Here is a 21,962-nt window from a genome sequence, read left to right as displayed (position 1 = left end):
TTTCTCAAAAAAATCAGCATTAAATTTTTTTCTCCATCGTCCGGTGCGGAATGCCCGCATCGTCAAATTCATCGGAAACAATCGCATAACCAAGCCCTTGATAAAACGGAATGGCCTGTACTTGGGCACCGAGCGTTAAAATCGTCCGGCCTTCCCGGCGGGCAATCCGCTCCATCGCCTGCATCAGCTCGCCGCCGTATCCTTTTCCTCTTGTCGCCGCAAGGGTCGCGACGCGTTCGACCTTCATCCGTTGCTCATCGTACGGACGGGTCCGCCCCGTCGCAACCGGACGATTCATCTCATCGAGGACAAGCAAGTGAATCGCTGTTTCATCATGCGTATCATATTCCAAATGGCTCGGAACGCCTTGTTCCTCGACGAAAACCCGTTCCCGGATCATTCGGACCGCTTGTTTTTGTTCGGTTGTTTTTACTTGAATCACTGTCATGTATGTAATTCCTCCTTTAATGCTTCTGCATAAGCTTGTGCCTCTTCATACGTTTGGAATACTGCTTGGGCATTGTTTTCACTTCCGCCGCCCCGTCCATTAAACTGCTTTAAATGGGTTTTGGCAAATTTTCCGAGATGAATGGATCCAGCGCTGCACATGAATAATTTTTTGGCGTTTTCGTTCCAGACGAATCCTGTCCGTCCTGTTTCAGCCAGGGCTTTCAACAGTTTTTCCGAAAAACGGACATCCTCTTGATTATGCCGTACGGTGAGAACCGGTTCATCTGTTGCGAGCAACTGTTTTAAGACCGTTTTGACATGCAGATCTTCTGCCTGTCCGATTTGACGGTTCAGACGGACTTGCTCCTGTTTCAGGTCTTCCACAACAAGATGGACCTGATTTTTTTTAGCTGATACTGCACGTGCAGTTTCTGTCAGGACACGCCGTTCGGTCGTCAGTAATCGAAACGCTCGGTCTTTTGCAACGTACGCTAAACGAATATTCCCGCGAACCTTTTCAAGTCCCGTGAATAAAATCAGTTCCAGTTCCGACGTCGAGGCGAGATGCGTTCCTCCACAGGCACTGTAATCCAGTTCACCGATTTGAACGACCCGGATTTTTCCTGTGACTTGTGGTGTTTTTCGTAACGGTAACTGCAATGCTTCTTCTTCTGTATATTCCGTTGCCGTAATCAAGAGGTTCGCTTGAATCACCGTCCGTAAACGTTCCTCCAAACGACTTTGAAGCGTCTCATCCCAGTCATCGAGATCGAGATCAAGCGTCGATTCTTCTGTGCCGGTTCGGAAACTGACTGTCTTGATTTGAAATTCGTCTTGAAGAACGGCAGAAATAACGTGTTGTGCTGTATGTTGCGCCGCATGATCCGTTCGAATGACATCATCGACCTCACCTTGCACTTCGTTTTCAAGAAGCGGACTGTCGAGCAGGTGCCAGACATCCCCTTCTTGAAGCTGGACATCGAGGACGGAAACCCCGTTGAGTGTTCCCCGATCGGCAGGCTGCCCCCCGCTCTCCGGATAAAAGTAACTTTGTTCTAATCTTATCCAGTAGCCTTGTTCTTCCTTCGTACCTGTCACGATTGATTCGAAGGTCCGGACGTCCGGATAAATTTGCTCTGAACGCATCTTCATTCCACCTTTTCAGCACTGAATTTGCTTCTATTATGACACAAATCACTTACAATCGTTTGTCGACATCTCCATTTCCTAGTACACTAGATGAAAGACTATCGACCGCGAAGGGACGAAATGCCGTGATTCAGCATATCAATAAAAATTCACCACTTCCAATCTACTACCAAATCGAAGCTGCCTTGAAGCAACAAATCGAGGAGGGTCTGTTACAACCCGGCGATTTGATCCCCTCGGAACGCGAGTTTGCCGAAGCCCATCAAATCAGCCGGATGACTGTCCGTCAAGCCATCTCGAATCTTGTTAACGCTGGTTATCTCATTCGTCAAAAAGGACGCGGCACATTCGTCGCCAACAAAAAAATCGTCATGCAACTGTCCGGATTAACCAGTTTTTCCGAAGAGATGGAACATCTTGGTTTGGAACCGGCGAGTGAACTGTTGTCTTATCAAACGATTGCTGCTGAAATGACGATTGCGAATAAACTCGGGATTCGTGAAGGTGCCAAAATTTATGAATTAAAACGGTTACGCATCGCAAACGAACAACCGCTTGCGCTCGAAACTGTTTATATCCCAGAACAGCTGTTGCCGGGTTTGAACCAGGATGTCGCCATTACGTCCCTTTATGCCTTTGCTGAAGCCAGTGGACTCAACCTGGGTCGCGCCAGTCAGACTTTCGAATCACGTCTCGCGACAAAAGAAGAAGCACAACACCTCGGTCTGTCGGTCAGTTCACCTGTTTTGTCCGTCGAACAACTGACTTTCCTTGCCACCGATCAACCGTTTGAGTATGTCATTTCCGCGTATCGCGGCGACCGGTATACGTTCACGGTCGAAATGGAACGGCAACGCTGATTCTGATTTGAATACAGAGGAGAACTCATCTTCCTTTCCGAAAAAAAGCACATGTTTCAGGATACTTTTCAAGAAAGTATCTGAAACGTGTGCTTTTTAACATCACCCGTTAGCGTTATTGAACGGGTTGCTCGACTGTCGTCGAATCATCTGTTGTTGTCGGGTCCGTGGCTCCCGGTGTCCCTGTCTCTTCTTTCATCGGTGACACTTCTTGTCCTTGCATCGCCTTGGCCAGGTTGGCTTTCACCCGGTCAAGTTGATTCGGATCCAGATGGTACTCCCATTTCCCGCTGATTCCAATGTATCCTTCACCTGCGAGCTGGTATTCTGTCGTATTCCGTAAAGCTGTCGTAAAGTCAGCTAACCGGAGATAATCGTTCGGACCTAAGTTCGTCTCGACGTTGTCGCCGACAGCGTCCAAGATGTCACGGTACGCCCCGAGCGAACGGAAGCTTGCCGCTTCTTTTGCAACAGCTTGGATGACCTGCATCTGCTTTTGTCCCCGGCCGATATCCCCGAGTGGGTCATCATGACGGTTTCGAACGTAAGCGAGTGCCTGTTCCCCGCTCAAATGCTGCATTCCCTTCGGAACGGTAATCGTCCCTGCTTTACGCGCCGAATCCTGTTCCTTGAAGGCATAACGGACATCAATATCGACTCCGTCCAGTGCATCAATCAACTGAACGAATCCTTGGAAGTTAACTTTTACGACATGGTTGATATCAATACCGAGCAGATTTTCGGTTGTCTCACGTGCCAGTTTGATTCCGTTGTATGAACTCGATTTGTCCATTGAACCGAAATAATGAGCATGAGTGATTTTATCCTGCTCGACACCTGTTTTCCCGTACGGCACATCATATTTGGAATAATCGATATTGACGAGTGAGTCCCGTGGAATACTTGTCAGTACCAATTGTTCGGTCTTCTTATTCAGGACACCGACAATCATGACATCCGATCGTGCCGGCTCATGCCGGTCTTTACTGGCTTTCGTTTCATCCGTTCCTAAAATCAAGAAAGATTCGGACGGCACATCATCATATTTCGAACTGACTTTTGAACCCGGAATGTTGATTTGTGTTCTTGCCAGCGTTTCCTGTGTTTTAATGAAAACCGCTCCCGCATAACCGGAACCGATGACGGTCAAAAGTAATAACAAGGCAGCAATCACTTTGATGAACATCTTGCCAGCACTTGGTTGCCTCTTTCTTGCTGATCTCGTCTGCATCTGTACGCCCTCATTTTCATGTAAATTTTCTGTAAAGTTCACTATTCTCCATTATCCCGACTTTTATTAAAATGTCAATTTACGATTCGATTAAGATCATGTGATTTCACTGTTTTTACACTCGCACGACTTGACGCATACAAAACAAAAAACCCGTCTGTTGAGAAGACCGGTCTGAAGCAGTCCGGTCTCATCAGAGACGAGTCATCGATTCATTTCATGAAGTTCGTATAGGCAGCTCGCCCTGTACGTTTCGCTTCGTCCGATAACAAGCTTGCCGCTTCTTCGTCCAGAACGACCATGACATCGGCATGCCGCTGTAAAATCGTTGCCGGACAATCCGTCGTCGCCGGACCTTCCATCGTGTCGCGGATCGCCTCCGCTTTCCGCTCGCTTGAAGCAACCAATAAAATCTTCTTCGCTTCCATGATCGTTCCGATTCCCATCGTGATCGCTTCGGTCGGTACATCCTCCAACCGGTCGAAAAAGCGCTGATTGGCCTGTCGGGTCGACTCGGTCAGCTTAGTCACGTGGGTTTTGGCATCAAACGGAGTACCCGGTTCGTTAAACGCGATATGACCGTTCGAACCGATACCGAGCAGTTGAATATCAATCCCTAATTGCCGGACAAGCGCTTCATAGCGGTCACTCTCTTCCCGTGGGTCCGCCGTGTTTCCGATCGGCACATACGATTCTTTAAAGTCGACCGCATCAAACAAGTGCTCTTGCATGAAGGTATGGTAACTGTGTGGATGATCCGGACTGAGTCCGACGTATTCATCCAAATTAACGGTCGTCACATGCCGGCAATCCACTCGATCTTTGCGCCATTCTTCATACACACCGAGCGGAGAACTGCCGGTCGCAAGTCCTATCGTTAATCCTTCCGGGTGTCTTACAATCTCCTGTTTGAGCAGTTGATACGAAACATTTGCCAATTCTTCTGCTTTTTCTACAATCATCCATTTCATCAGTTGTTACCCCTTTCCGTTTGTAAATCGGTGCACTTTCCCGCGGTGAACGGTTTGTTCCACTTCCAAGTCTGCTGTCAATACGACAAAATCGGCATCCTTGCCCTGCTCGAGTCGTCCTTTATGTGTTAAGCCGAATTCCCCTGCCTGATTAATCGACGTCATCTGGACGGCTTGTTCGAGTGAACAGCCAGTAAAGCGGATGATATTGCGTAGCGCCTGATCCATCGTCAGGACACTGCCGGCTAAGTTCCCGCTCGCAAGACGGGCAGCTCCGTCCTTGACGTGTACGGTTTGTCCGCCGAGTTCATATTCTCCATCCGACAATCCTTTTGCCCGCATCGCATCGGTGATGACCGTCAAACGGTCTGGTCCTTTCATCCGATAAGCGAATTCGACCATCTCTTTTGAACTGTGAATCCCGTCCGGAATGATTTCCGCAAAGACTGATCGTTCGAGAAGACAATATCCGACCGTCCCTGGTTCCCGGTGATGCAAGGGACGCATTTGATTGTAGAGATGTGTCCCGTGGGTGACATTACCTAAATGATTTTGGTCAAATGTCGCATCGGTGTGTCCGGCAGATGGAATCGCCCCCGTCTTTCGAACCGCCGCTTCAAAATCACGGGCACCGGGCTGTTCGGGAGCGTACGTGACGAGTTTGATCTGATTTCCGGATGCCTGTTGCCATTTTAAAAACTGATCTGCATCGGGTTCGACGATGTATTCAAGCGGTTGTGCTCCGGCATAATCCGGATTGATGAACGGTCCTTCCAGGTGAATCCCTTCAATCGTCGTCTCCCGAGAGTCGATGACATCGCGCGCGACTTCCAGGGCCCGCGTAATCTGATGCCAGTCTTGGGTGATCGTCGTCGCAAAAAAGGACGTGACACCTTCCGCAAGCATGGCTTCACTCAATCGGTACAGCGCTTCCGCACTTGCGTCCATCATATCGACGTCGTATCCGCCATGGATATGGACATCAATCATTCCTGGAATCAATCGTTTCCCCGCAAGATCAATAACTGTTTCGTCACGCTCTGTGTACGCGGACATCGGCCCGATTTCCTGAATCGTCTCCTCAAAGCGGATGAATCCATCGTGAATAATGGTCTGTCCCGTATAAATTTCGGCATGAATCATGGTTGGCATCTTGTGACTTCCTTTCTCGTGTAAATTCCGGCAAGTGATCTATCTTCCCTTTTAGTATACTGCTGTTCATTCTAGTTGTATAGACCTTTATACATTTAACCGATTGTGAAAAAGAAGATTCCGGCGTCTGATCCGGAATCTTCTTTAGTCACGGCAATAAAATCCGGTCTTTTTTCTTCGAAATCAGACGTGTCGCTTTTAAGATCGCAATCGTCAGTGATTGGCGTTTACGGTAGGCGAGGTAACGTCCTTCCCATTTCGGATCGTATTTTTCCTTGTATCGTCTCAGTCCTGTAAAGCTGTACATATACCGGATGTTATTGAACACATCCGCTGCCACGCGTTCCTGCCAAAATGAGGTTTCGTCCTCACCGACGGACGAGAGTGGAGCCATCCCCATATTAAAGGTATGGTAGCCTTGCTCGGTCGCATAGTCAAACAAACGGATAAACATGGCATCCATGATTCCGTTCGGACCATCTGGACGAAAACGCATCAAATCAATCGAGAGAACTCCCTCTTGATATGCCGGCATGAACGTCATGAATCCAAGCATCTGCTGACTGGCATCACGCATGATACCGATTGGCGCTTGATTCAAATACGACTCGTTGAAATAGCCTAATGAAAATCCTTTTTCTGATTTACCGCCCAACCACTCATCCGAGACGTCACGTAATTGATCCAACAACGCTTCACTAAACGGAGGTGACACGACTTCGAACGTCATACCTTCCCGTTCGAAACGATTTTTAATGGAACGTAAGCCGGCCCGTTTTTTCCCGGAAACGGTAAAGGTCGTCATATCGACGATTGCTTCCTCGCCGAGCTTAAAGAAGTTAAATCCGAAATCATGATACAGCGACATATTTTGTGCTTGAATCTGATAGATGTTCGGGATATACCCTAAATCCTCAACACGCCGTAAGAAACAGGCAATCAACTGGGAATGCTCTTCCGGATCCCCGCTCGGGTCACCCAGCATCATGATCCGGTTTCCGGTCTGGCTGAACTGAATGAAGGAACGCCCGGACTCGGAGAAGAAAAAGCGTTTATCGCCGAGAAAAGAAAGGTGACTTAAATAATTTCCCCCCTCTTCTGTCAAGACATCCTTAACTTTTTGCAAATCTAACTTTTCGCCGAGGACCGGTTGGTTAAACGTATTGAATAAACGAATGAAGACGAGTGTATAAACAAGCGCAAAAATCGAGGCACTTGCGGCAAACATGAAGATTTCATGGGCAGGATAGACCTTCGTTCCGTCAGCCGAACCGAGTGTATAAAAAGCGTATCCGAAAAAGATAAAGCCACCGATGTATAAAAAGCCAGCAAAAGCGGCCCGGATCATACGAGTCGTCGTAATCAACGTCCGTTCACGATGAAAGGCACTGCGTGACATCGTCACTAAAATCAATACGATCAACACGACAGACAAGGAAATCAAATTAAATCCGCGGAGCGCCATCCCAATCAAAGCAAATGCCGAAACACCATAAATCATATACAGCGAACGTTTCGTCCGTCGGTACAGCGACGGGGCAAGCAGGACATACAACAAGCCGGACATCAAAAAGAAACTGTTCGCAAGCAGCAACATTTCGTGCGGCAGACGGGCTTCCAAGTACTCATACTGCGTCGAGTTAGGCGGAAGAATCGCCAGTCCCCAAATCGCGATACCGGCAAGTAACGTAATCAAGGCCAATGTAAAATGTCGGACTTTACTTAAAAAACGTAACTGTAGCCGCCAAATGACACCGCCGACTTCAACCGACGGACCGACAATCGGTTTATCCTCAATCATCTTGACGACCGGACCACTGAATTCACGCGCCGAGAAAATGACACCGATCACGAACGGAATCAAATAATAGACGAGACGATAAATCAATAATCCGGTGAGGACGATGCCTTCTCCCACGCCGGCGCGTTGCATACCGATCAAGAAGACCAAGTCAAACGAACCGAATCCACCCGGTACCATCGAAATCAGACCGGCTGTCGCGGCGATGATGAAGACACCGATGACTTTAGAAAAACTGACGTCCGTTCCGAGCGCCGCCAGGATGAAATAGACGACGACTCCCGCACTGAACCATTCCGCAAGCGAGACGAGCGAGTAGAGTGCGATCGACGACGGACGGATACTGCTGCTTCCGCGCCGGAAGGTAAACAGGAGATAGAGCGGGAAGAAAAAGGCGACGCCGATGATGACCGGCCACAACCATTTCTTTAACGCCAACACTTCAAATGCCGGAAAGACATTTAGTAAGGATAATGCCGATAAAATCGATAATCCGCTGATCAGTGTCGGTGCCATCCAGCCAATCGCTTTCAACAACCGGGTTCCTTCGACGAACGGTCGATAGAGGGCCGTTCTGACACCCATTCCGGCCAGTCCTCCAAAACCGATGATGCCGTTAAACGAGTTCGCGATCCAGGATGCCCGGAAAATCAATCCGACCGGAACCTTCACTTGCAGCGAACGCAGTAAGAAGAAATCATAAAAGAACATCGTCGCGACTGCTGCAAGTCCCGAGACAATCAATAAAATAAACTTCCAGGACGGAATTTGCTGAATCGCCCGAATCGATTCTTTTAACGAAAGACTTCTTAATTCGTTTTGCCCCTGATAAAAAATGAACGCAATTAAGACAATCGGCAAAATGATTTTCGCCACCGTCAGCAAACGTTGTTTATTGAATCTCATTTCGCGACCTCCTTTGATTTTCTGACAAGATGCATCAGGCGCAACAACAGCAGACTGGCTCCGACAGCGAGTCCGATAATCAAGCCCCACCAATATCCGTCTGGTCCGAGTTCCGTAAACCGCTCAAAATAAAATCCGAGCGGTAACCCGATGACCCAGTAAGCAGTAATCGTCAAAATGAACGTCACGTTGACATCCTTAAATCCACGAAGCGCCCCTTGAGTGGGTGCTGCGACCGCATCGGACAATTGAAAGAAAATCGCTAAAATCATGAAATGAGCTGCCATTTTGATGACTGCCGGATCGTTGCTGTAAAGTGCCGCAATCCGTTCATTTTGAACGTACAGTAATATCCCGGAAAATAGCGAAACGACGAGACAGAGCAATAAGCCGATCCACACGTATTGAACGGCGTCCTTGACCCGTTTGGCACCCATTTCGAATCCGACCGTGATTGTCAGGGCTGATGCGGCCGAGAGCGGAATCATATAGACGAATGATGCAAAGTTGATGGCTGCCTGATAGGCTCCAATGACGACATCGCCGTAGGCGCCAAGCAGCAAAGTCACAGCTGAAAAGATACTGACTTCCGAAAAGATCGCTAAGCCGATCGGCGCACCGAGCAAGACCAATTCTTTGATTCTTGTAACATCCGGTTTATAAAAACGACGGAGAATCCCGAGACGTTGAAACAGTTCTCCTTTCAAGACGACACCGACAACCGCGATGCATAAAATCCAGTAGGTGATGGCGGTCGCCACACCGGCTCCGATTCCCCCGAGTTCCGGGAAACCGAACTTTCCGAAGATAAACAGATAATTGAAAGCCACATTAATGGGTAAAGAGAATAATAATAACGTCATCGTGATGTTCGATTTGCCTAATGAATCAATTAAGGTACGCAGGACAAAAAAGACGAACATCGGAATGATTCCAAACCCTAACATGACGAGATAGATGCGGGCAACGTGACGTGCCTGATCTGATAATTCCATTTGATTCAAAATCGGATTCACGAGCACCAGTCCGAGCAAAACCGTCAACACGATGATGGCTACGGACACATATAAAGCCTGAATCACAATCCGCTTCACTTCTCGTTCTTTTCGTGCCCCCATTGCTTGGGACACAAGCGGCGCCACGGCTAATAATATACCCGTCAATCCTGTGTAAACCGGTGCCCACAGGCTGGCTCCGACGCCGACACCAGCCAAATCAGCCGAACCGTATCGACCTGCCATGACCGTATCAAAAAAACTAATTAAGTAAAACGCTACCTGTGTAACGAGAATCGGAAAGAAAATCTTCATGAACTGTTGGATCTTTCCCGATAGCGTAGTTGTCTCTAACATTGTTCCACCACATTTCAGGGCCATCTGCCCCCTATTTTTATTAAAACATTCAGGTTCGTTCTTTGTTCTACGTAAGTTATTTAAGGAGGGATTCATTTGAATCATCGGGATGCGGAAAATTTAACCTTCGAATTACTTGAGACCTGGTCGACGTTTAATCATTATGCCAAGGAAGCCCAAACATTTAAAAACCCGGAGGATGTCCACCAGGCCCGGATCCGGTTGCGTAAATTAATTACGTTCGCGAAGCTGGTTAATCAAACCGAGGAACCGATCTATCTCATCTGGAAACGTTTGATGGCGGCGTTCGGTCAAGTGCGGGATCTTGATGTCCAACTCAGCCAACAATCCGTCGATTCGCCGATTGAACAATTATTCGCAGAACATCTGTCCTTACAGCTGCAAGGAAAACGGGCAACGTTACTGGAAACGATGCACCTGTTGATTTCCGACGAGCTCGACCGTTCCGTCCGCCGTTTTTTAGCCGGTCGGTTGACGAAACAATTAAAACGGATGCACGAACAAGATCTTCTCGAAACGGCCGAAAAACGATTTGATAAAAAGAAACTTCATTATGAAAAAGTCCAGCACAAGGAAGGCAATAAACGGATTAAAATGATGCATGAATTACGGCTGGCAACGAAGTTCTACCGGTATACAGTCGAATATCTGCGTCCATATACCGATTTCCCGAAGTCGTCCGTCGATCGGTTAAAACGGATTCAAACCCAACTCGGTGACATCAATGATACGTATAACCGTCTCGAACGCTGGCGTCTCTTCAGTGTTCCGGAAGAACAGCTGGCGCAACAGCAAAAAGAAATAACGCGGCTTGAGAAAAAGCTTTCGAAACTGCTCGATCAGCTGTCATTTGATTAAGGATGGCGCTGCACGAGCAACTCCAACATCTTCGTTCCAGCAATCGAATTCCCTTTCAAGTCAAGTGCCGGTCCGAAGATACCGATGCCAAGATCCGCCATATCAAAGTCACTTCGACCGCAGGCGACGATCGCACCGGAGACCCCGCTTTTTCCGGGTAATCCGACTTGAACTGAAAATTCACCGGATGCATCGTACATGCCGCACGTCGTCATGATCGCCCGGATGATCCGTGCATTCCGACGGGAGATGACTTGATTTCCGGAAGGGGTTTTTCCGGACTGACTCAAAATTTTGCCCATCATCGCGAGTCCTTTACAGTTTGTTAAGATCGCACATTGTTTCGTGTAGACATCGATGATTTCTTCGACGTTCCCTTCGATGACTCCATGATACCGCATGAAGTAAAGCAGAGCCCGGTTTAAGTCAGTCGTCTCGAATTCGGATTTCGCGACTTCCGCATCATATTTGACCATATCGAGATCGATATCAAGTAAATCCGCAATGAATTGACGTAAGCGGTTCAGCTTATCCACTGCATTTTCTCCCGGTAACATGCTCGTCACAGCGAGAGCTCCGGCATTGATCATCGGATTAAGCGGTTTTGTCGGAATCGTCTCTTCCAGCTTCGCAATCGAATTGAATGCGTCCCCTGTCGGTTCCATCCCGACTTTTGAGAACACGTAGTCTTCTCCGAACGTCTCGAGGACAAACGCCAATGTGATGATTTTTGAAACACTTTGTAAGGTGAACATCGTTTCGGCGTCTCCTGCGGATACAAAACTGCCGTCTGCATTGCACACGGCGATTCCGAGCTGGGTCGGTTCCGATTTTGCCAGTTCCGGTATATAACTCGCTACCTGCCCGAGGACGGTATAGGGGCGGCATTCAGCGATTAACTCTTCTAGTTGTTGTTGCGTTACGTTCATCGGAGTCCCTCTTCCTGTCGTTTTCATTAGCTTATCATGCTTTTTCATCATGAGATATGCCGTTGTTCTTTTTAGTTTTCCTTCTCATTCAAAAGGTCGTCTCTCCCCTGACTGTCAGAGGACGAGACGACCTTTTAGACTATACTTTAACGGATAATCAATTCTGTACCGTCTGTATCGATTGCGACGTGTGAACCGTCCTGGATGGATCCACTGATTAAGGCCCGTGCCAGTTTCGTTTCGATCGTCCGCTGGATATAGCGGTTAATCGGGCGTGCCCCGTACTGCGGTTCAAACGCTTCATTGAAAATCAATGTTTTTGCCGCTTCGGTCACGTCAATCGTAATTTCGCGACCGGACAGACGATCCGCCATCTTGCTGACTGCTTTGTCGATGATCCGTTCAATTTCCGCCCGGTGGAGAGGATGGAAGAGAATCGTGTCATCAATCCGGTTCAGAAACTCCGGTCGGAAATACTTTTTCAACTCTTGACGGACCGCTTCTTCTTCTGCCGCATCGATTTCTCCGTCTTTTGCTGCTTCAAGCAAAATGTTCGATCCAATGTTGGATGTCATGATGACGATCGTATTCTTGAAATCGACCATCCGTCCTTGTGCATCGGTCAACCGTCCGTCGTCGAGCACTTGAAGTAAGATGTTAAAGACGTCTCCGTGTGCTTTTTCAATCTCGTCAAACAGGAGGACCGAATATGGACTCCGGCGGACAGCTTCTGTCAACTGACCGCCTTCTTCATACCCGACATAACCCGGAGGTGCTCCGACCAGACGGGAGACGTTGTGTTTCTCCATATATTCCGACATATCAATCCGGACGATGTGTTCCTCACTGTCAAACATGGCTGCTGCGAGAGCTTTCGCCAGTTCCGTTTTCCCGACCCCTGTCGGTCCGAGGAACAGGAATGAGCCGATTGGACGATTCGGATCCTTGATTCCGGCACGTGCCCGGATGACTGCATCCGACACCAGTCGGACGGCCTCATCCTGACCAAAGACACGTTCGTGCAGCGTATCTTCCAAATACAGCAATTTCTCACGTTCGCCTTGTGCGAGTCGGCTGACCGGAATCCCTGTCCATTTCGATACGATATCGGCAATTTCTTCATCTGTCACGGCTTCCCGGACGAGTTCATGCGATACGTGTTCTGCCGATTCTTCCGCAACTTTCAACTGATTCTCAAGAGCGGGAATCTGACCGTACTTGATTTCGGATGCGGTATTCAAATCGTATCGTCCTTCGGCTTCCTGTAAGGCAAGTTTTGCTTTTTCAAGATCGGCCCGTAGCTGCTGGACGTTTTGGGAACTGTCTTTCTCACGTTCCCATCGTGTCCGGAGCGCACTCTCGTCCTCCCGAACAGAACTGAGTTCCTGCTGGAGCGTCTCGAGTCGTTTCCGGGAGGCTTCATCGGTTTCTTTTTTCAGTGCCGCTTCTTCAATTTCAAGCTGCATGACACGGCGGACGAGTGAGTCCAGTTCAGCCGGCATCGATTCCATGTCGGTTCGGATCATGGCACAGGCTTCATCGACTAAATCGATGGCTTTATCGGGCATAAAACGGTCCGTGATATACCGGTCAGACAGGATCGCTGCTGCAACCAAGGCATTATCATGAATCCGGACACCATGATGGATTTCAAATCGTTCTTTTAGTCCCCGTAAAATCGAAATCGTATCTTCGACATCCGGTTCCGCAACAAGGACCTGTTGGAATCGGCGTTCGAGTGCCGGATCTTTTTCGATATATTTCCGGTATTCATCTAACGTCGTCGCCCCGATACAGTGCAACTCTCCGCGGGCAAGCATCGGTTTCAGCATGTTACCGGCATCCATCGCCCCTTCGGTTTTTCCGGCCCCGACAATCGTATGCAGTTCATCGATGAACAACAGAATCTGTCCTTCAGCTTCCTTAACTTCGTTTAAGACTGCCTGCAGACGTTCCTCAAACTCTCCGCGGTATTTTGCACCTGCGACAAGCGTACTCATATCGAGACTGAACAACTGTTTGTTTTTCAGACTTTCCGGGACATCTCCCCGGACAATCCGTTGCGCCAGACCTTCGACGATTGCGGTTTTCCCGACACCCGGTTCCCCAATCAAGACCGGATTATTTTTCGTTTTCCGGCTGAGAATCCGGATGACACGACGGATCTCGTCATCTCGTCCAATGACCGGATCGGTTTTCCCGGACCGGAAGTCTGCGACAAGATCGCGGCCATATTTCTTCAAGACGTCGAAAGTCGCTTCCGGATTTTTAGTCGTTACTTTGCGGTTGCCCCGCATTTCGATGATTGCTTCCCGTAAGACCTGTTCAGTCACTCCCTCGTTCCGCAAATATTGTGTCGCCGGACTCGATTGTTTGACAAGACCTAATAATAAGTGCTCGACAGAAACATAATCGTCTTGCATCAAACGGGCTTCCGTCTCGGCTTCCGTTAAGACCTGCAACAAAGAGTTACTGATGCGCGGCGTCGAGGATTGACCAAGTGCCGGTAATCGTCCGAGTGCTTCATTCACACCTGCCTCCAACTGGTCGATCCGCTGGTCCAGCTTCTCAAAAACGATGCGTGCAATTCCCTCTTCTTGTGAGAGTAAGGCGAGCAACAGATGCCACTCTGTAATCTCACTGTGTCGACGTTGTTTGGCAATGGCTTGTGCCGATACGATGGCTTCATGTGCCCGGTCTGTTAATTTTTCGAAATCCATTTTTCCGTCACTCCTTCACAGATAAACGATTTTCCCACTCTTCATAAAACGACGGTTCCATTTCCGGTAACTTCACTTCCAATTGAACTAGCAGAGCACCGCGGTGTCCTTCCCGGTTACTGAGTCCCCGATTCGGAATACGGAGCCGTGCCCCCGGTTTTGTGCCGGGCTTGATTTTCAATTTGACACGTTTTCCTTCCAACGTATCTGCCACGACTTCTCCTCCGAGAACAAATACGGTCGGATAAACCCGAACTGTCGAAATGACGTCGGTATCCTGGCGGCGGAAGTGTTCATCATCCTTCAGATGAATCGTCACGTACACATCTCCCGCGATGCCTTTACGGTTGCGTTTCGAACTTTTACCGCGCAACCGGACTTTTTTCCCGTCATACAAATCTTTTGGCAAACTCATTTGAATGGCTCCTGTCGCCAGTCGAATCGTCACCTTGTCATTTTGACTCAGATGACTCAGCGGAACCGTCAACTCGAGTTCTTCATCCGTTTCCTCCGGCTCCTGACTAAAGAACGAACCGAACATATCCTCGAATCCAAATGACTGTCCGGTCGATCCCGACGGCCGCGATTGACGGCCGTTGAATTGACGGAAAAGATCATCATAGTCAGCCGACTGTCCGTAACCCGCTCCTGCCATCCGTTCATAATTACTTCCATATTGATCATACTGTGCCCGTTTTTCTTCATCTCCGAGGACATCAAATGCTTCCTGAATGTCTTTAAAGCGTTGATCCGCACTCGCCTCCTGATTGACGTCCGGATGGTATTGTTTCGCAAGCTTTCGGTAGGCCCGCTTGATTTCCTGATTCGATGCCGTCTTCTCGACACCAAGCGTCCGATAGTAGTCTTTCGCCACTCTGATCACTCCCTTAACTTTTTGTTCTGTATCTTAATTATAAAATTAGTCAGTCAATTGGTCAAATATAGTCAAACTTTTTTTTGACGATTCTTTTGTTCTTTTCACTTTACGCATTTTCCTCAAACAAGTTTCGTTTCAGAAACCATGATATACTGACAACTAGCATCAGTAAAAAGGAGCGATCAAGGCATGGATGGTAAAAAACGCGCCGACGTTAAAATCGGACAACACGTCAGTATCGTATTAAAACAAGACCAACGGACAGGGAAACGGACGGAAGGAATCGTCAAGGATCTGTTAACCAAGTCACCGAATCACCCGCACGGTATCAAAGTCCGTCTTGAAGACGGGCAAGTCGGCCGGGTTCAGGAAATCTTATAATTCAAGCACACGACAAAGCCCCCCGCTTTCCGGCCATCTGCCGGAGAACGGGGGGGCTTTTCTTCAATCACTGGAGCGCGCAAGGTAACGTAAGGTCACTTCGATTAAGATCCGGGCAGCATACTGCATCGCCTGTTCTTCAAAGTCAAACTTCGGATGATGATGCGGGTAAAAGGTTTCGTCCCCGGCCCCGGTAAAGAAAAAGGTACCGGGCACGTGTTGCAGGTAATAAGCGAAATCTTCCCCGCCCATCGTCGGATCAATTTCAAAGACCCGGTCTGCTCCCATGATATCAGATGCCACCGTCCGTAAAAGGTTCGTTTCTTCCGGATGATTGACGACTGCCGGATACCCTCTTTCGTAGGTAAACGAATAGGTCGCCCCTGCCGCGTCACATACTCCTTTGATTGTCCGTTCCATTTCACGAACGATTTGCTCGGCGACTTCCGGATCAAACGTCCGGATCGTCCCCGTCAGTTCCGCACTGTCGGCGATGACGTTAAACGTATTTCCGGCATGCAGTGTACCGATCGTCAAGACCGCTTGCTGAAGCGGATCGAGTCGCCGGCTGACAATGCTTTGCAACTCTTTGACGACGGTCGCCCCCAGCACGACGGCGTCAATCGTTTCGTGCGGCTTCGCGCCGTGTCCGCCGCGCCCGAACAGTGTCAGTTCGAATTTGTCGGCTGCTGCCATGACCGGACCAATCCGGTAACCGATTGTCCCGAGTTTCGTCGTCGACCACAGATGAGTTCCGAAGATGACATCGACGCCGTCGAGGCATCCGTCCGCCACCATGTCCCGTGCACCGCCCGGAACCACTTCTTCCGCGTGTTGGTGAATCAAGACGACGTTTCCGGCCAACTCGTCTTTCTGCCGGACCAGAATTTCGGCGACAGCAAGTAATGTTGCCGTATGCCCGTCGTGCCCGCAGGCATGCATGACACCAGGAACGGTCGACCGGTAATCAACGGTTTTTTCGTCCTGAATCGGCAATGCATCAAAGTCTGCCCGCAGTGCGACCGTTTTCCCCGGTTTCCCTCCGCGGATCGTTCCGACAACACCCCGTCCACCGACACCGGTCCGGACTTCAATCCCAAGTTCCATTAATCGTTCCGCAATGAATTGCGGGGTATCCACTTCATGAAACGACAACTCCGGATGCTGATGTAAATACCGACGCCGTTCAACCATCACTGGAAATAACTGCTCCACCATCTCTTCCACCGTCTGTTTCATTATGTACGCCCCCTATTTTTTACTGTGCAACATCTTGACGCTTTCCCGCGTATACTGCAGCCGTTCAATCGTATCGTCATAATGGACGGCGGCATAAGATAAAAACAACACATCAATCGCAAATAACTGTGCGAGACGTGAACTTAAGGCCGCACTCCGTAACGGCGCTTCCGGTGCCCGTGATGTCCATAAGGCAACATCCGCCAGCTGGCTAACCCGATTGTCTCCGAACCGTGTCAAACTGATGACCTTTAAGCCCCGGATCTTGGCGAGCCGGATCAACTCCACAACCTCTTCAGTCTCCCCGCTGTAGGAAATCGCAAAAAAGACATCATCCGGATTGGCATTCGCGAGAATCGTCGCGACAAGATGCTGATCGGACTCCTGGATTGTCAGTTTTCCGACACGCGTCCACTTTTGGGCGGCATCCAGTGCAACGACGTTTGATGCGCCGATTCCATAAAAGTAAATTGCCCGTGCCTGGTCCAGTACGTCCGTCGCTTCCGCAATCCGGTCTTCACTCAATTGTTTGGCTGTGTCCTGTAACGCTTGAATGCTGTTACTGACCGTCTTTTCCACTAAGTCAGCAGGACGTTCATTTTTTTCGATGTCATGATATCCTTTTAGGTCTGTTCGTGCCGTATCTGCCGAAATCCGCATCCGGAGTTCCGGATAACCTTTTAAACCGAGTGCCCGGCAAAACCGGACGACAGCTGCCGCACTTGTTCCCGATTCTTCGGCTAAATGATGAATCGTCATCCCCGCGATTTCATTCATATGCGCTAAAACAAAATCAGCGACTTTCCGCGAAGAAGAAGGCAACTCTTCGTGGACGGCGCTAATCTGTGAAAAAATACCACCTTTCATGCGACCCGCTCCCTTACCATAAATTAAAACAGGCGAACTCAGCTTAGATTTTTCTGATTCGCATTATGCTTCTTTTCTATTATGCGCTTTCAAGACCGCTTTCGTAAATCTAAAGAAATCTGACAATACGAAGCGTTGTTCTGTTGGACCTGAAAGTCCGCTTCATCTCAACAAAAAAACTCCTGCTTACGCAAGGAGTCTGTCTGTGCAAATGCAATCACCGAATTTTGACGATCGGCTTTTTCGTATCCGGTTCAATGAACAACATCGCTTCCGTATCACCGTTCAAGTTCGTGACGGTAATCGTTGTTGGGACATTTCGATTGTATTCCCAACGATTTTCGAGCAGGTAGGTTACGTATTGAATAAACGCTACAAGTTCTGCTTTTCCGTAAAATTGCACCGGAATCTTGATTTCCAACTTTTTCAGTTCACCTTCCTGATAAAAACCTTCGCCCATCATACCGGTGTAATTCGGGAAGTAGTCTTCGAGGCGGTCTTTGAATAGATCAAACTTCGCGGCATCATCCCGGACATCGTTCGTCGCGGCACCGGACGGATAGTAATAATACTTTTCGTCATAGTTTTTCCAGTCATTTGAACTGATTTGATTGCCACGGCCGATGAAGGCAGAAGAGACATAATGACCGGAGACCGGTGACCCTTCACTTTCCTGCAAATACAAGGCCACGTGGATCGGTGTCGTTTTGACCCCGTCCGTTTTCCGCATTTTCTTGACCAACTCATTGGCCATCCGCTTTCCTTCTGCAATGACTTTTTTCTCATCAAGTTTTACAGTATAGGTTGGACCGTAGTTTTCATCTTGGAAAACATACTCGCTGTTTAAGACTAAAGCAACTGACGTCCCGCCCAGTTCAAGTTTTTTATCTTCTTCCAACATGTAGTCCTGTTCCAAAATGTGCGATAGAATCAAAGGAGACTTTTGGTTTTTTTCTTTATAGGATTTTCCGGTCGTATACGCAGGATTTAGGCCGTTCGGATCACTGACACCATCTCCGGACTTTCCTTTTCGCAACAGCCACTGGGCAATCTGATCGGCTTGCAGTAACTGTCCTTCTTGATAATAGTACTTATCCGGAGCAAAAAATTGAGTGGAGTGACGCATCAGGCCGGTCTCGATTTCATCCAGTTCCAAGCGGGAACTGACCCGCTTTTGTGTCATCCCGCGGGCGACACTCGGTCGGAACGGTAAGACGGTCCGATAATAGGAATCGGTTGTATCGATTGCCGGACTGACGACGGCTTGGACTTCTTTTCCTTGTTCGCTCTCTGTAATGACTTCTTTTGTATCGCTTTTCTGTGACAAATCAAACGAACACGCGCCGAGGAATAATGTACTCGTCAACGTCAACGCTGCTATTTTTTTAGATTTCATTTCTTTACGCACCCCATGTTTTTAAAATCGTTCTCTCTATCATAACAGAATAGTTTTCCATCCGGGAAGGTGTAGTTTTCCCCTGATTTTCAAAAAACGATCCTGCTGAAACAGCAGATGAAAGGATACTTCATGAAACGACAAAAATTTTTGGGCCTGCTTCTTCTGATTGCGGGCATCCTGCTGATTCTCTGGCCGCTGTATACCAACCATCAAAAACAGGCGGCCGCGGAAGAGCTGAAGCAACAGTGGACACAAAACTTAAAAGCGGTCGATGCAAAGGAAACGAAGCAGCCTGTCGCAACGAACGGCAGCGGATTATTGACGATTCCATCCCTTAATTTTGAGCAAGTCATTTTAGAAGGGGCTTCGACGGCTGTCCTCGATCAAAGCATCGGTCACCTGAAAGCGACCGGCGCTCCCGGTAAAGGCAATTACGCTTTGGCGGGACACCGCAGTTTCACAAAAGGACTGCATTTTAATCGTCTGCCGGAATTGAAAGCAGGGGCTCATGTGATCGTAACAACAAAAAGTCACCGCTATACCTATCAAATGAAGACGTCACAACTTGTCAAACCCACCGATTTATCCGTCTTGCACCAGGACGTAAAACAAGCAACCATTACACTGATTACGTGTGATCCGCCGGAAACGGCAACCAATCGGTTAATCAAACAAGGGGTTTTAATCAAAACCGAATCGTTGTAACTCTCCGTACACTTCAATACAAAACAGGGAAGGCGCATGATGCATGCCGCCTTCCCTGTTTTTATTTAAATCATCCGTTTGACGGTTGTTTGGTTACCCTTCGTATTTCGCCAGCTCTTCAAGCAGTTGTGTTTCATTCCAAATCTCGATTCCGAGCGACTCGGCTTTCGTTAACTTCGAACCAGCCTTTTCTCCGGCTACCAAAATATCCGTCTTTTTACTGACGCTACCGGTCACATCCGCACCAAGCAACTCGAGCCGTTTCCCGGCTTCTGAACGTTTTAACGTCTCAAGTGTTCCGGTCAATACAATCGTCTTCCCGGCGAGCGGTGCATTCGATTGATCGACCCGTTGTCCAAGAAACTGTTGGTTCAGCCCGAGTGCTGCTAAATCCTTAATAAGGTCTTGCGCTTCCGGATGTTCAAAATACTTCGTCACAGAATCGGCAATCTTACTGCCAATTCCATCAATCGCTAAAATGTCGTCATACTCCGCCTGTGCGATCCCGTCCAGTGAATCAAACCGCTCTGCGAGCAGGTATGCCGCTTTTTGACCGACCAATCGAATTCCGAGGCCAAACACCAGTCGTTCTAAGGAATTCTGCTTCGAGGCTTCAATCGCGGTCAGAAGATTATCGACCGACGTTTCACCCATCCGTTCATACGTCAACAACTCATCCCGGTCGAGGCGGTACAAATCGGCGAGGGTCCGGATGGCTTCGTGTTCATACAATTGACGGACGACTTTTTCACCAAGACCGTCGATATTCATCGCTTGACGCGAGACGAAGTGAATGATGCCTTCGACAAGCTGGGCCGGACACTCTGGACTGACACACCGAATATCCGCTTCGCCTTCCAATCGAACAAGTTCAGACTCGCAGGCCGGACAATGCGCCGGGAATTCGATCGGCTGTTCGTTCCCTGTCCGTTCTGAAACGACGACGCTGACGACTGCCGGGATGACGTCTCCGGCTTTTTTGATGATGACTTGATCGTGCAGTCGAATATCTTTTTCCGTGATGAAGTCCGCGTTGTGTAATGTTGCATAACTGACGGTCGAGCCGGCGACAACGACCGGGGCAAACCGGGCACGCGGCGTGACTTTCCCTGTCCGTCCGACACTGAAATCGACTTCTTCGACCGTCGTCATGACTTCTTCCGCGGCAAATTTATACGCCGTCGCAAAGCGGGGGCTTTTCGCCGTGAAGCCGAGTTCTTCCTGATCGTCATAACGGTCGACCTTTAAGACGATGCCGTCAATTTCATACGGTAAATTAGAACGTTCCATCGTCCATTGGGCAATGTAGGCTAAAATCTCTTCGACCGTCTCACACGTCCGCATCTCCTTGTTCGTCGGTAACCCGAGTTCAGCCAGCTGAAGCATCGCTTCACTGTGCGAACGGGCACTCAGTGTATTGACACCGACACCGTAGACGAATAAGGACAGATTGCGGGATGCCGTAATCGACGAGTCGAGCTGACGTAAGCTGCCGGCTGCTGCATTGCGCGGATTGGCAAACAGCGCTTCCTCCCGCGCGGCCCGGTCCGCATTCAAGCGTTCAAATGATTGTTTCGGCATATAAGCTTCCCCTCGGACTTCTACCGTCTCATTTCGACGTAACCGAAGGGGTAGGGCTTTGATTGTCCGCAGATTTTGTGTGATGTTTTCGCCAACCGTTCCGTCGCCTCGTGTCGCCCCGCGGACAAGTTGTCCGTCTTCGTACTTCAAGGAAATCGCAAGTCCGTCAAACTTCAACTCGGCGACATACGTCGTCGAACGGCCGAGTGAGCGTTCGATGCGGGCGACCCACTCCCGGATTTCTGTTTCATCAAAGACATTGCCGAGCGATAACATCGGTAAATCATGCGTCACCTTCTCGAAGGCATCGAGCGGCGCCGCACCGACGCGTTGCGTCGGTGAATCTGGCGTGATCAGTTCCGGATGTGCCATTTCAAGTTCCGTCAGTTCACGTAACAATTGATCATAGGTGCTGTCCGGAACAGTCGGTTGATCCTGCACGTAATATTCGTAACTGTATTGGTTCAACTTTTGGCGTAATTCCTCGATTCGTGCCTGTTCTATCATCTTGAC

18 protein-coding genes are annotated in these 21,962 nt (G+C 48.9%); 4 read left to right on the top strand and 14 right to left on the bottom strand.

The genetic code is table 11. The features are described from left to right. Positions 1 to 19: 19 nt before the first annotated feature. A complete protein-coding gene (locus tag N7U64_RS11255; RefSeq protein WP_290829602.1) occupies positions 20 to 448 on the bottom strand; it encodes a GNAT family N-acetyltransferase in 429 nt (142 codons plus the stop codon). Continuing rightward, positions 445 to 1,596 (bottom strand): alanyl-tRNA editing protein, encoded by a 1,152-nt coding sequence (locus N7U64_RS11250; RefSeq protein ID WP_318929821.1) that lies wholly within the window; start codon positions 1,594 to 1,596, stop codon positions 445 to 447. Before N7U64_RS11250 ends, N7U64_RS11255 begins: the two co-directional genes overlap by 4 nt. 128 nt (positions 1,597 to 1,724) lie before the next feature. On the opposite strand from N7U64_RS11250, the gene phnF reads away from it, so the two are divergent. Next, positions 1,725 to 2,459 (top strand): phosphonate metabolism transcriptional regulator PhnF, encoded by a 735-nt coding sequence (gene phnF, locus N7U64_RS11245; protein WP_012369386.1) that lies wholly within the window; start codon positions 1,725 to 1,727, stop codon positions 2,457 to 2,459. A gap of 115 nt (positions 2,460 to 2,574) precedes the next feature. Here phnF and N7U64_RS11240 read toward each other — a convergent pair whose 3' ends face one another. The 5 genes from N7U64_RS11240 to N7U64_RS11220 form a co-directional block, all read right to left on the bottom strand. Further along, a complete protein-coding gene (locus N7U64_RS11240) occupies positions 2,575 to 3,690 on the bottom strand; it encodes an LCP family protein (protein WP_318929820.1) in 1,116 nt (371 codons plus the stop codon). A gap of 212 nt (positions 3,691 to 3,902) precedes the next feature. Beyond that, positions 3,903 to 4,661 (bottom strand): glucosamine-6-phosphate deaminase, encoded by a 759-nt coding sequence (nagB, locus tag N7U64_RS11235; RefSeq protein ID WP_318929819.1) that lies wholly within the window; start codon positions 4,659 to 4,661, stop codon positions 3,903 to 3,905. 6 nt (positions 4,662 to 4,667) lie between these two features. Next, the gene (gene nagA, locus N7U64_RS11230; protein WP_318929818.1) at positions 4,668 to 5,813 is read right to left on the bottom strand and encodes an N-acetylglucosamine-6-phosphate deacetylase; all 1,146 of its coding nucleotides are present in this window, start codon (positions 5,811 to 5,813) and stop codon (positions 4,668 to 4,670) included. A gap of 148 nt (positions 5,814 to 5,961) precedes the next feature. Further along, entirely contained in the window at positions 5,962 to 8,520 is a 2,559-nt protein-coding gene (gene mprF / locus N7U64_RS11225; RefSeq protein ID WP_318929817.1) for a bifunctional lysylphosphatidylglycerol flippase/synthetase MprF, read from the bottom strand. Further along, entirely contained in the window at positions 8,517 to 9,872 is a 1,356-nt protein-coding gene (locus N7U64_RS11220) for an MATE family efflux transporter (protein ID WP_290829588.1), read from the bottom strand. The genes mprF and N7U64_RS11220 overlap by 4 nt, the downstream gene beginning before the upstream one ends. 96 nt (positions 9,873 to 9,968) lie before the next feature. Here N7U64_RS11220 and N7U64_RS11215 point away from each other — a divergent pair, with 96 nt between their 5' ends. Beyond that, the gene (locus N7U64_RS11215) at positions 9,969 to 10,751 is read left to right on the top strand and encodes a CHAD domain-containing protein (RefSeq protein ID WP_290829586.1); all 783 of its coding nucleotides are present in this window, start codon (positions 9,969 to 9,971) and stop codon (positions 10,749 to 10,751) included. Here N7U64_RS11215 and glsA read toward each other — a convergent pair. From glsA to N7U64_RS11200, 3 genes are all read right to left on the bottom strand, one after another. Next, a complete protein-coding gene (gene glsA / locus N7U64_RS11210) occupies positions 10,748 to 11,680 on the bottom strand; it encodes a glutaminase A (RefSeq protein ID WP_290829584.1) in 933 nt (310 codons plus the stop codon). The two genes, N7U64_RS11215 and glsA, sit on opposite strands and share 4 nt — an antisense overlap. Positions 11,681 to 11,826: 146 nt before the next feature. Continuing rightward, entirely contained in the window at positions 11,827 to 14,400 is a 2,574-nt protein-coding gene (gene clpB, locus N7U64_RS11205; protein ID WP_290829582.1) for an ATP-dependent chaperone ClpB, read from the bottom strand. A gap of 7 nt (positions 14,401 to 14,407) precedes the next feature. Further along, positions 14,408 to 15,274: a DnaJ C-terminal domain-containing protein gene (locus tag N7U64_RS11200; protein ID WP_318929816.1), complete on the bottom strand. Its 867-nt coding sequence runs from the start codon at positions 15,272 to 15,274 to the stop codon at positions 14,408 to 14,410. Positions 15,275 to 15,466: 192 nt separating this feature from the next. Here N7U64_RS11200 and N7U64_RS11195 point away from each other — a divergent pair, with 192 nt between their 5' ends. Continuing rightward, entirely contained in the window at positions 15,467 to 15,658 is a 192-nt protein-coding gene (locus N7U64_RS11195; RefSeq protein ID WP_012369376.1) for a YwbE family protein, read from the top strand. A 63-nt stretch (positions 15,659 to 15,721) separates the two neighbouring features. Here N7U64_RS11195 and N7U64_RS11190 read toward each other — a convergent pair whose 3' ends face one another. The 3 genes from N7U64_RS11190 to N7U64_RS11180 form a co-directional block, all read right to left on the bottom strand. Further along, on the bottom strand, positions 15,722 to 16,897 hold the full coding sequence (locus tag N7U64_RS11190; RefSeq protein WP_318929815.1) for an amidohydrolase: 1,176 nt from the start codon (positions 16,895 to 16,897) through the stop codon (positions 15,722 to 15,724). Between the two features lie 12 nt (positions 16,898 to 16,909). Then, positions 16,910 to 17,764 (bottom strand): MurR/RpiR family transcriptional regulator, encoded by an 855-nt coding sequence (locus tag N7U64_RS11185; RefSeq protein WP_290829575.1) that lies wholly within the window; start codon positions 17,762 to 17,764, stop codon positions 16,910 to 16,912. 217 nt (positions 17,765 to 17,981) lie between these two features. Beyond that, complete coding sequence (locus N7U64_RS11180) at positions 17,982 to 19,160, bottom strand: CamS family sex pheromone protein (RefSeq protein ID WP_290829573.1); 1,179 nt, start codon at positions 19,158 to 19,160, stop codon at positions 17,982 to 17,984. Positions 19,161 to 19,292: 132 nt separating this feature from the next. On the opposite strand from N7U64_RS11180, the gene N7U64_RS11175 reads away from it, so the two are divergent. Further along, entirely contained in the window at positions 19,293 to 19,868 is a 576-nt protein-coding gene (locus N7U64_RS11175; RefSeq protein ID WP_318929814.1) for a class D sortase, read from the top strand. A gap of 93 nt (positions 19,869 to 19,961) precedes the next feature. On the opposite strand, the gene ligA is transcribed toward N7U64_RS11175, so the two are convergent. Then, positions 19,962 to 21,956 (bottom strand): NAD-dependent DNA ligase LigA, encoded by a 1,995-nt coding sequence (ligA, locus tag N7U64_RS11170; protein WP_290829569.1) that lies wholly within the window; start codon positions 21,954 to 21,956, stop codon positions 19,962 to 19,964. Between the last annotated feature and the right edge of the window lie 6 nt (positions 21,957 to 21,962).

It is taken from the genome of Exiguobacterium sp. K1, assembly GCF_033721435.1.
Lineage (GTDB): Bacteria > Bacillota > Bacilli > Exiguobacteriales > Exiguobacteriaceae > Exiguobacterium_A > Exiguobacterium_A artemiae.
Note: the sequence above shows the minus strand (reverse complement) of the source record. Positions and strands in the feature narration are given on the sequence as shown.

Excerpts from the sequence above, each read along its gene's own strand:
- N7U64_RS11255 (WP_290829602.1), bottom strand. The coding sequence starts at position 448 with ATGACAGTGATTCAAGTAAAAACAACCGAACAAAAACAAGCGGTCCGA.
- N7U64_RS11250 (WP_318929821.1), bottom strand. The coding sequence starts at position 1,596 with ATGCGTTCAGAGCAAATTTATCCGGACGTCCGGACCTTCGAATCAATC.
- N7U64_RS11240 (WP_318929820.1), bottom strand. The coding sequence starts at position 3,690 with ATGCAGACGAGATCAGCAAGAAAGAGGCAACCAAGTGCTGGCAAGATG.
- nagB (WP_318929819.1), bottom strand. The coding sequence starts at position 4,661 with ATGAAATGGATGATTGTAGAAAAAGCAGAAGAATTGGCAAATGTTTCG.
- nagA (WP_318929818.1), bottom strand. The coding sequence starts at position 5,813 with ATGCCAACCATGATTCATGCCGAAATTTATACGGGACAGACCATTATT.
- mprF (WP_318929817.1), bottom strand. The coding sequence starts at position 8,520 with ATGAGATTCAATAAACAACGTTTGCTGACGGTGGCGAAAATCATTTTG.
- N7U64_RS11220 (WP_290829588.1), bottom strand. The coding sequence starts at position 9,872 with ATGTTAGAGACAACTACGCTATCGGGAAAGATCCAACAGTTCATGAAG.
- glsA (WP_290829584.1), bottom strand. The coding sequence starts at position 11,680 with ATGAACGTAACGCAACAACAACTAGAAGAGTTAATCGCTGAATGCCGC.
- clpB (WP_290829582.1), bottom strand. The coding sequence starts at position 14,400 with ATGGATTTCGAAAAATTAACAGACCGGGCACATGAAGCCATCGTATCG.
- N7U64_RS11195 (WP_012369376.1), top strand. The coding sequence starts at position 15,467 with ATGGATGGTAAAAAACGCGCCGACGTTAAAATCGGACAACACGTCAGT.
- N7U64_RS11190 (WP_318929815.1), bottom strand. The coding sequence starts at position 16,897 with ATGAAACAGACGGTGGAAGAGATGGTGGAGCAGTTATTTCCAGTGATG.
- N7U64_RS11185 (WP_290829575.1), bottom strand. The coding sequence starts at position 17,764 with ATGAAAGGTGGTATTTTTTCACAGATTAGCGCCGTCCACGAAGAGTTG.
- N7U64_RS11180 (WP_290829573.1), bottom strand. The coding sequence starts at position 19,160 with ATGAAATCTAAAAAAATAGCAGCGTTGACGTTGACGAGTACATTATTC.
- N7U64_RS11175 (WP_318929814.1), top strand. The coding sequence starts at position 19,293 with ATGAAACGACAAAAATTTTTGGGCCTGCTTCTTCTGATTGCGGGCATC.
- ligA (WP_290829569.1), bottom strand. The coding sequence starts at position 21,956 with ATGATAGAACAGGCACGAATCGAGGAATTACGCCAAAAGTTGAACCAA.